The following is a 6,479-nucleotide window of genomic DNA, read 5'->3' on the forward strand; positions in this document are numbered from 1 at the left end:
GAGCCCGCGTGAGAAGTCGGCCCGTCCGACTTCCCGCGCGCGAGCGTCCGGTGCTCCCCGGGCCCGGGGCGGGGGATCACGGGCGGGGGATCACGGGTGCCGGGCCACGAAGACGAACTCCCGCCCCGGCCGGTCGGGTGCGTCGCGGACGTCCTCCACCGTGAAGCCGTGGGCGAGCAGATCCCGCTCGACCTCCTCCCGCTCCCGGAACCGCAGCGTCGAATCCGAGGTCAGCACCTGCCCGTCCGCGGCGAAGACGCAGGTCCACCGGAACGTCACCAAAGGCCCGTGCACCTCGACCAGTTGGACCCAGCTCTCGACGGATCCGACACCCGGGACCTCCGTCACCCGGTGGGAACGCTCGCGGGTCCACTCCTCCCAGGCGCGCGCGGCCGGAACGCGGGTCTCGAAGACCAGGCGCCCGCCGGGCCGCAGCGCCGCGCGGGCGCCGCGCAGCGTCCCCTGCCAGGCCCGCGGATCGGCGATGGCCTGGGAGACGTTCGCCGTCATCGTCGCCAGGTCGACCCGCAGCGGCGGGAGGTCCGTCGCGTCACCGCGGAGCCACCGCACCCGCGCACCGCCCGGCTTGGCGCGCGCGACGTCCAGGGACGCCAGGGCGGGATCGACGCCGACGACCTCGATCCCGCGCTCGGCCAGGAGAAGCGCGAACACCCCGGTGCCGCAGCCGATGTCCAGCACCCGGCCCGCCCCGAACTCCTCCGCCATCCGAAGGTAGGCGTCGAGGTCGCCGCGGTCGGGGTCCAGCGGGTCGTAGATCGCGGCGAGCCGCGGGTGCCCGAAGCATTCGTCAGCCATGGGCCGAACGTAGGCGGGGCCCTTGCCGACGTCCACCCGGGCAGGGCCCGCACCCGTGGGCGAACGGGGCGCCCGGGAGCCGGGGCCGCCGTCGGCACGATCGGGAAGGCGGCGGCCCCGGCCCCGGTACGGGGTCCGTACGGGCGGGGCATCGACCGCGATGCCCGTACGGCTGCGGTCGGCACCCATTCCACGACTTCAACAGCACTTGAAGTCAAGCCCCACCCGAGGCGAGGCCCCGCCCGAGGGTGCCGCTCCGGGGCCGGGTAGCCTCGCTCCCGGCGGGGGACTGCGGAGGACAGACACGGACAAGACGGACAGGGGCGGGCGGATGGCGGAGCAGCAGCACAGCTACTGGCGGGCGTCGGACGGTTCGGCGGTCAGCGCCGGCCAGGCACACATCGTGTGGACCAGGGCGGCCTACCCCGCCCTGATGGAGGTAGCACGGCGCTACCACGCGGTGATCACCTACGCGGACCTGGCCGAGGCGGTGCAGGAGGCCTCCGGGGTACGCACCCGGGTCAACCAGCGGCACTGGATCGGCAAGGTGCTGTCCCTGGTGATCCGCGAGGCGCACCGGCGCGGCGACCCACCGCTGACCGCCCTGGTGGTGCACGCCACGGACGGCAGGGTCGGCCCCGGCTACCAGGAAGTGCTGGCGGTGGCCGGACAGCCGCCGGTGGCCGCGGAGATGGACCGCGAGCAGCACGCCGCCGCCGCCCGCCTGGCCTGCTACCGGCACTTCGGCGCCGACCTGCCCGCCGACGGCGGCACGCCCGCCCTGGCCCCGCGCCTGCGCGCCTCGGTGGAGCGCAAGGCCGCCGCCACCGCCCCGCCGCGCCCGCCGGCGATCTGCCCGACCTGCTTCCTCCAGCTGCCCGCGACGCGGGTGTGCGACTCCTGCGGGGCGACCATCGCACCGTGAGCGGGGGCGTACGGCGGTGAGCGGTGCGCCGGGGCGGGCCGTGGACGCGGCCCGGCCCGGCGCCGACGGCCGCCGAGACCGCCGGGCGGCAGACCTGCCGTCAGCCCACCGGACCCTGCGTGGCGACCAGCCGGGCCCGGCCGTCGCGCAGCCGGTAGGACAGGCCCACCACGGCCACCTTCCCCTCGGCGATCCGGGCGGCCAGCGCCTGCGAGCGCTCCACCAGCAGGTCCACGGTCTGACGGATGTGCTCGTCCACGATCCCGTCCCGGTCCTCGATGCCCGCCGCCCTGGCGGACAGCACGCTCGGGGTCACCCGCTCCACCACGTCCCGGACGAAGCCGCCCGGCAGCTGCCCCTGCTCCAGGGAGTCCAGCGCCGCCGCCACCGCACCGCAGGAGTCGTGCCCCAGCACCACCACCAGCGGGCAGTCCAGCACGCTCACCCCGTACTCGATGCTGCCCAGCGCCTCCGCACCGGTGACGTGCCCGGCGGTGCGCACCACGAACAGGTCGCCCAGGCCCTGGTCGAAGATGATCTCGGCGGCCAGCCGGGAGTCCGAACAGCCGAACAGCACCGCGAAGGGCCGCTGCGCCGGGGCGAGCGCCGCGCGGCGCCCGGCGTCCTGGTTGGGGTGCTCGGGGTTGCCCGCGACGAAGCGGGCGTTGCCCTCCATCATCACCCGCAGTGCCTGGGCGGGGTCGGTCAGGAAGTCGTCCGTCGGGCCTTGCGGCGAGCCGTCCGTCCGGGGGGAGGCCGGGCCGGGCTCGGGCGCGGATATCGGTGTGGGGATCATGCCAGCACCCTAGATCGCCGCAGGTGGAGCCCGCAGCCGGGGGTCACGGTGCGGACGGCCGGGTTCACGGGGCGCGCCGCAGGGCGAGGACGGTGACGTCGTCGCGGCTGTGGCCGCCGCTCCAGCGCCGGGCCCGTCGGTCGAGGGCCTCGGGCAGGGCGTCGGCGGGGGTGGCGGCGAGGTCGGCCAGGCCCCGTTCGACCGGGTAGAACGTGCCCGAGGCGTCCTGGGCCTCGGTGATGCCGTCGGTGAGCAGCACCAGCACTCCGTTCCCGGGCAGCGCGAAGCGCCGGACGGGTCGCAGGTCGCCGGCGGGGGCGGCCAGCGCGGCGAGGCCCAGCGGGATCCCGGGATCCAGGGGGACGGGCTCGACGCGGCCGTCCGGGTGCAGCAGGTAGGGGGAGAGGTGGCCGCAGTTGACGGCCCGCACCTCGGTGGCGGAGCGCTCCTCCTCCCCGCCGGGGCCGCGGACGCACAGCACGGTGGCGGTGACGAACCGTTCCTGCTCGCCGCTCTGCACCGCGTAGGCGTTGTGCCGCTCCACCGCCGCCTCCAGGGCGTCGGCGACGGCGGGCAGGTGCGCCTCGCGGAAGGCCGCCTCCCGGAAGGCGCTCAGCACCGCGAAGCCCGTCCCGATCGCGGGCAGGCCCTTGCCCTGGACGTCGCCGACCAGCACCCGGGTGCCGTGCGGGGTGTCGGCGACGTCGTACAGGTCGCCGCCGACCATGGCGTCCTGCTCCACCGGCCGGTACAGCCCGTCCAGGCGCACGTCCGGGGTGGTGACGGGCAGCGGGCGCAGCAGCTGGCGCTGGAGGGCGACGGCACTCTGCCGTATCCGGGACAGCTGCCGCTCGCGCCGCACCCGCCGCGCGCACAGTCCGATCACGGCAGCCTGCGCGGCGATCAAGACCAGCAGGGTGCCCAGGCGGGCCGACAGGTCGCCGGGCGGGAACAGCACCGAGTGGATCACGATCACGGCGGTCACCCACACCGAGGCGGCCACCGTCTGCGCGACGGTGCCCAGGCCGGCCAGCAGCGCGGGCAGGAGCACCAGCTGCAGGACCAGGCGGGCGCTGGTGCCACTGGCCACCTGGACGAGCAGCACGGCGGCGGTGGCGGCCAGCACGGCGAGCGCCACCGTCCGGTTGCCGGGCGCGCGCGGGGTGGTGCCGTTGCTGTCCACCCGCCGCCCTCTCGCCGTGATCGTTCCTCCCCAGGGTGGTCGGCGCGGCGGGGCGGGCGCGAGCGGGCTGCGCCGGGCGGGGGACACCGCCTGTCGGCGGCACTCGGTACGGTGGCCGGTGTGTCCACCTCGTCCCCGCCCTCCCGTGTGTCCCCCGCGAACCGCGTGCCGCTCGACGACCTCGTGCGGCTGCGCCGGGCCCGGGACCGGATGGACCGCGAGTACGCGCAGCCGCTGGACGTGCCGGCGCTGGCCCGCACCGCGCTGATGTCCTCCGGCCATTTCTCGCGCAGCTTCCGTGCCGCCTACGGCGAGACCCCGTACAGCTACCTCATGACCCGCCGGATCGAGCGGGCCAAGGCGCTGCTGCGGCGCGGGGACCTGAGCGTGACCGAGGTGTGCATGGCGGTGGGCTGCACCTCGCTGGGCTCCTTCAGCACCCGCTTCACCGAGCTGGTCGGGCAGAGCCCCAGCGCCTACCGGGCACGCGACCACGAGGAGGGCGCGGCGATCCCGGCCTGCATCGCCAAGATCCGCACCCGTCCGGTGCGGCGCGCGGAAGCGAAGGAGACGGCGAAGGAGACGGCGAAGGGGACGGCGAAGGGCGTCCGGCGGGACGGCGTCCCCGGTGCTCCCGTAGCGTGACGGGCATGAGCATCGAACTCGCGCAGTGCTTCATCGCCGTCGACGACCACGACCGGGCGCTCGCCTTCTACCGGGACGTCCTCGGCTTCGAGGTGCGCAACGACGTCGGCTTCGAGGGCATGCGCTGGGTCACCGTCGGCTCGCCCGACCAGCCCGGCGTCGAGATCGTCCTGGAGCCCCCGCTGGCCGACCCGCACGCCTCCGAGAGCGACCGTCAGGCCGCTGCCGAACTCCTCGCCAAGGGGCTGCTGCGCGGTGTCATCTTCCGCACCGACGACTGCGACGCCACCTTCGAGCGGCTGCGGGCGGCCGGCGCCGAGGTCCTGCAGGAGCCGATGGACCAGCCCTACGGGGTGCGCGACTGCGCCTTCCGCGACCCGTCGGGCAACATGCTGCGCTTCAACCAGCCGCGTACGAGGTAGCGGCCGGCCGTCGGCGCGCGGCGGCGGTCGGACGGGCCGGATCCGGCGGCGCAAGGGCGTTCGATCCGGCCCGCACGGGTGTGCGGGGTGCGGGTTCAGGCGGAGCGGGCCGCGACGGGGTAGTCGGGCAGGGTGATGTCGCCGGCCTTGGCGAACTGGGCGGCCAGGACGGGGCGCAGCGGCCAGCGGCCCATCCAGCGCATGGAGGCGGCGCGCAGGCGGATCATCAGGGCGCTGTCGGGGGCGTAGCCGTTCAGGCCGCCGGGCGGCAGTTCCTGGGCGCGGGTCACGTAGGGGCGCATCAGCTCCTCGTAGCGGGCGAAGGCGGTGCGGAAGTCGCCTGCGGCGGTGGCGAGTTCGCCGGCCAGCAGGTAGGCGCCGACCAGGGCGAGGCTGGTGCCGAGGCCGGTGAGGGGGCTGGGGCTGTAGCCGGCGTCGCCGAGCAGGGCGACGCGGCCGCGGCTGTAGTGGTCGAGGCGGATCTGGCCGAAGGAGTCGAAGGCGAAGTCCCCGGCGGTGTGCATCCCGGCGAGCAGCCGGTCGACCTCCCAGCCGGCGCCGGCGAAGCGCTCGGCGAGCAGGCGCCGCTGGGCGGCGGTGTCGCGGCGGTCGTACGCCAGGGGTGCGCAGCGCAGGCCGAGGGAGGCCTTGACCTCGCCGGGCAGCCGTCCGGGGCGGGCACCGGCGACCAGGCCGCCGGGGGCGTTGTACATCAGGAACCAGCCGTCGAGGGCGAGGGCGAGGTCGGGGTCGTGGACGGTGAACCAGGCGTGGTAGCCGCCGAGGGGGCGGTGGTGGGCACCGTCGCCCGGGAAGGCGAGGCGGCGGACCGCGGAGTGCAGCCCGTCCGCGCCGACGACCAGGGCGAAGCGGCGGGCGGGGGCGTTCTCGAAGGTGACGGTGACGCCGTCGGCGTCCTGGTCGAGCGCGGTGACGGTGTCGTCCCAGAGGTACTCGACGCCGTCGGTGGCCTCGCGCAGCAGGTCGGCGAGGTCGCCGCGGAGGATCTCGATCTCGGAGACGATGCCCTCGCCCTCGAACAGCTCGACGGGTATCCGCGCGGTGGTCCGCCCGCGCCGGTCGACCAGGGCCATGCCGCGCTGCTCGACGCACAGCGCGCGGGCCCGCTCCATCAGGCCCATCCGCTCGATCACGGTGCGCCCGGCGCCGCGCAGGTCGACGGCCTGCCCGCCGGGGCGCGGTGCGGGGGCGCGCTCGACGACGGTGGGGGTGAAGCCGTGGCGGCGCAGCCAGTAGGCGAGGGCGGGGCCGGCGATGCCGGCGCCGGAGACGAGAATGTCGGTGTCGGTCGTGCGGTTGTCCATGCCGGGGAATGTACGCCGTACGCATATTCCCAACAAGCCTTTTTGCTGGGGGATTTGAGGTTGGTGCACTAGTGCGGTGGGGTGCTTCGCGGCAGGTCGGGCGGCCTGTGGGAGCATTCGCGCAGGCGGGTGGCCCGTCAGGTGCACTAGGTCGTGTATTTGGTTGTGATCAATGGGTCCGGGTGAGGTCCTTGATCCAGATCATCGCGCCGCGGAGGTGGAGGCCGGCGAGGTAGCTTTCCGGCGTCTTGTCATACCGGGTGGCGATGCCGCGCCAGGCCTTCAGCTTGTTGATAAGGCGCTCGACGGTGTTCCGCTCCTTGTAGAGCTCGGCGTCGTGGCTGACAGGCCGGCCGCCCCGGCTGCC

General features: G+C 75.1%; 7 protein-coding genes and 1 pseudogene. 3 read left to right on the top strand and 5 right to left on the bottom strand.

Annotation, left to right across the window (positions count from 1 at the left end; genetic code table 11):
* Positions 1-90: 90 nt before the first annotated feature.
* Positions 91-816 carry a class I SAM-dependent methyltransferase gene (locus ACIRRH_RS21910; RefSeq protein WP_403069858.1) on the bottom strand — a complete coding sequence of 242 codons (726 nt, stop codon included), beginning with the start codon at positions 814-816 and terminating at the stop codon, positions 91-93.
* Positions 817-1,147: 331 nt separating this feature from the next.
* Between ACIRRH_RS21910 and ACIRRH_RS21915 the strand changes: the two genes are divergently transcribed.
* Positions 1,148-1,741, top strand: coding sequence for a hypothetical protein (locus ACIRRH_RS21915; RefSeq protein WP_403069861.1), 594 nt, complete (start codon positions 1,148-1,150; stop codon positions 1,739-1,741).
* Positions 1,742-1,841: 100 nt separating this feature from the next.
* Here ACIRRH_RS21915 and ACIRRH_RS21920 read toward each other — a convergent pair whose 3' ends face one another.
* Both ACIRRH_RS21920 and ACIRRH_RS21925 read right to left on the bottom strand, forming a co-directional pair.
* Positions 1,842-2,420 carry a carbonic anhydrase gene (locus ACIRRH_RS21920; protein ID WP_403069890.1) on the bottom strand — a complete coding sequence of 193 codons (579 nt, stop codon included), beginning with the start codon at positions 2,418-2,420 and terminating at the stop codon, positions 1,842-1,844.
* A gap of 181 nt (positions 2,421-2,601) precedes the next feature.
* Positions 2,602-3,720 carry a PP2C family protein-serine/threonine phosphatase gene (locus tag ACIRRH_RS21925; protein WP_403069864.1) on the bottom strand — a complete coding sequence of 373 codons (1,119 nt, stop codon included), beginning with the start codon at positions 3,718-3,720 and terminating at the stop codon, positions 2,602-2,604.
* A gap of 210 nt (positions 3,721-3,930) precedes the next feature.
* Here ACIRRH_RS21925 and ACIRRH_RS21930 point away from each other — a divergent pair, with 210 nt between their 5' ends.
* Both ACIRRH_RS21930 and ACIRRH_RS21935 read left to right on the top strand, forming a co-directional pair.
* Positions 3,931-4,365, top strand: coding sequence for a helix-turn-helix transcriptional regulator (locus ACIRRH_RS21930; protein WP_403069892.1), 435 nt, complete (start codon positions 3,931-3,933; stop codon positions 4,363-4,365).
* Between the two features lie 5 nt (positions 4,366-4,370).
* A complete protein-coding gene (locus ACIRRH_RS21935) occupies positions 4,371-4,787 on the top strand; it encodes a VOC family protein (RefSeq protein WP_380769144.1) in 417 nt (138 codons plus the stop codon).
* Positions 4,788-4,882: 95 nt separating this feature from the next.
* Here ACIRRH_RS21935 and ACIRRH_RS21940 read toward each other — a convergent pair whose 3' ends face one another.
* Together ACIRRH_RS21940 and ACIRRH_RS21945 are read right to left on the bottom strand one after the other, a co-directional pair.
* On the bottom strand, positions 4,883-6,112 hold the full coding sequence (locus ACIRRH_RS21940) for an FAD-dependent monooxygenase (protein WP_403069867.1): 1,230 nt from the start codon (positions 6,110-6,112) through the stop codon (positions 4,883-4,885).
* A 169-nt stretch (positions 6,113-6,281) separates the two neighbouring features.
* Positions 6,282-6,479, bottom strand: a pseudogene (locus tag ACIRRH_RS21945) (IS5/IS1182 family transposase); the annotation flags it as partial.

Source organism: Kitasatospora sp. NPDC101235 (assembly GCF_044767505.1).
In the GTDB taxonomy this organism is placed as follows: Bacteria; Actinomycetota; Actinomycetes; order Streptomycetales; family Streptomycetaceae; genus Kitasatospora.

Excerpts from the sequence above, each read along its gene's own strand:
- ACIRRH_RS21930 (WP_403069892.1), top strand. The coding sequence starts at position 3,931 with ATGGACCGCGAGTACGCGCAGCCGCTGGACGTGCCGGCGCTGGCCCGC.
- ACIRRH_RS21915 (WP_403069861.1), top strand. The coding sequence starts at position 1,148 with ATGGCGGAGCAGCAGCACAGCTACTGGCGGGCGTCGGACGGTTCGGCG.
- ACIRRH_RS21920 (WP_403069890.1), bottom strand. The coding sequence starts at position 2,420 with ATGATGGAGGGCAACGCCCGCTTCGTCGCGGGCAACCCCGAGCACCCC.
- ACIRRH_RS21940 (WP_403069867.1), bottom strand. The coding sequence starts at position 6,112 with ATGGACAACCGCACGACCGACACCGACATTCTCGTCTCCGGCGCCGGC.
- ACIRRH_RS21910 (WP_403069858.1), bottom strand. The coding sequence starts at position 816 with ATGGCTGACGAATGCTTCGGGCACCCGCGGCTCGCCGCGATCTACGAC.
- ACIRRH_RS21935 (WP_380769144.1), top strand. The coding sequence starts at position 4,371 with ATGAGCATCGAACTCGCGCAGTGCTTCATCGCCGTCGACGACCACGAC.